Raw genomic sequence first — 1,427 nt, 5'->3', positions numbered from 1 at the left:
ATTGGGAGACACGCCCTAGTACTACAGTCGCGTTTATTTTGATCTTGTCGGTGTGTCGGCGCAGGTTCCGAGAGTCGCAGGATGCATGGTCCGTGTGTGGGCGATGATGTGTGCGTGGCTGAGGTGCGGGTGTGGGCGGAGGGGCTGGCGGAGATCGATGCCTTGATCGGGCATCGTTTCGCCAGGTCCGAGCCCCGCAAGCATGCGGTGGAATATGTGCGGGGGTTGCTCTCGGGCGAGGAGCGGAAGAATTCGTGGACCCTGTCCGAACGCGCGGGCGATCGATTGCCGGACGGGATGCAGCGACTGCTCTCGACGGCGGACTGGGATCCCGACGCGGTCCGCGACGACGTACGCGATTATGCGGTCGATCATCTTGCGGATCCGTCCGGTGTGTTGATTCTCGACGAGACCGGTTTCCTGAAGAAGGGCACCCGCTCGGCCGGGGTGGCCCGCCAGTACTCGGGCACCGCGGGCCGAGTCGAGAACTGCCAGATCGGGGTGTTCTTGACCTATGCCACTGCGGCGGGTCGAACGCTGATCGACCGAGAGTTGTACCTGCCCAAAGCCTGGACCGACGACCGTGACCGGTGCGCGCAGGCCGGGATCCCCGCCGAGCGCGAGTTCGCGACCAAACCCGAGCTGGCGATCGCGATGCTCGAACGCGCCGTCGCCGCCGGTGTGCCGGCACGATGGGTCACCGGAGATGCCGTATACGGGCAGGTGCACCGGCTCCGTGCCCGTTGCGAGGAACTCGGATTGTCCTACGTGCTGGCTACTTCGGTGAACCAACACGTCATCACCGTCGACGGCGCCGAGCTCCGTGCCGACGAGGCGATCGCGGCGTTGCCTGCCCAGGCGTGGCGGACCCGCTCGGCCGGTGACGGCGCGAAAGGCGAGCGACTCTACGACTGGGCGCGCACACCGGTGCGCGGGGTGAACTGGCCGACGACGGTGTACTGGCTCCTGGCCCGTCGCAGTCGCACCGACCCGGAGGATCTGGCGTACTACCTGTGCCACTGCCCGGCGCGCACCACCTTGACCGAATTGGTCACCGTCGCCGGAACACGTTGGGCGATAGAGGAAACCTTCCAGACCGCGAAGGGCCAGACGGGCCTCGACCACTACCAGGTTCGGCAGTACGCGGGCTGGTACCGACACATCACCCTCTCGATGCTCGCGCACACCTTCCTCACCGTCACCCGGTCAAAAAGGGGGCCCGAGAACCCGGCGACGACAGCGAGTTGATCGCACTGAGCGTGCCCGAGATCCGACGGTTGCTCTGCCACCTGATCTGGACGTATCTACCCGATCCCCGCCACGTCCTCGCACGCTCCCACTGGCGCCGCCGCCATCAACACCGAGCCCGGCAATGCCACTACCGAGCCCGCGGACACCTGCCCTAAACGCGACTGTAGTACTAGGGC

Annotated in this window: 1 protein-coding gene; it reads left to right on the top strand. The window is 66.1% G+C overall.

The features are described 5' to 3' along the window. Positions 1–81 precede the first annotated feature (81 nt). Entirely contained in the window at positions 82–1,248 is a 1,167-nt protein-coding gene (locus tag AZG88_RS24525) for an IS701 family transposase (RefSeq protein ID WP_442971745.1), read from the top strand. Positions 1,249–1,427: the final 179 nt, after the last annotated feature.

Source organism: Rhodococcus sp. LB1, from assembly GCF_001583455.1.
Lineage (GTDB): Bacteria > Actinomycetota > Actinomycetes > Mycobacteriales > Mycobacteriaceae > Rhodococcus_F > Rhodococcus_F opacus.
This window is presented reverse-complemented; position numbering and strand designations above follow the sequence as displayed.

Bases quoted from the DNA above. Each gene is read 5' to 3' on its own strand.
- AZG88_RS24525 (WP_442971745.1), top strand. From the start codon at position 82: ATGCATGGTCCGTGTGTGGGCGATGATGTGTGCGTGGCTGAGGTGCGG.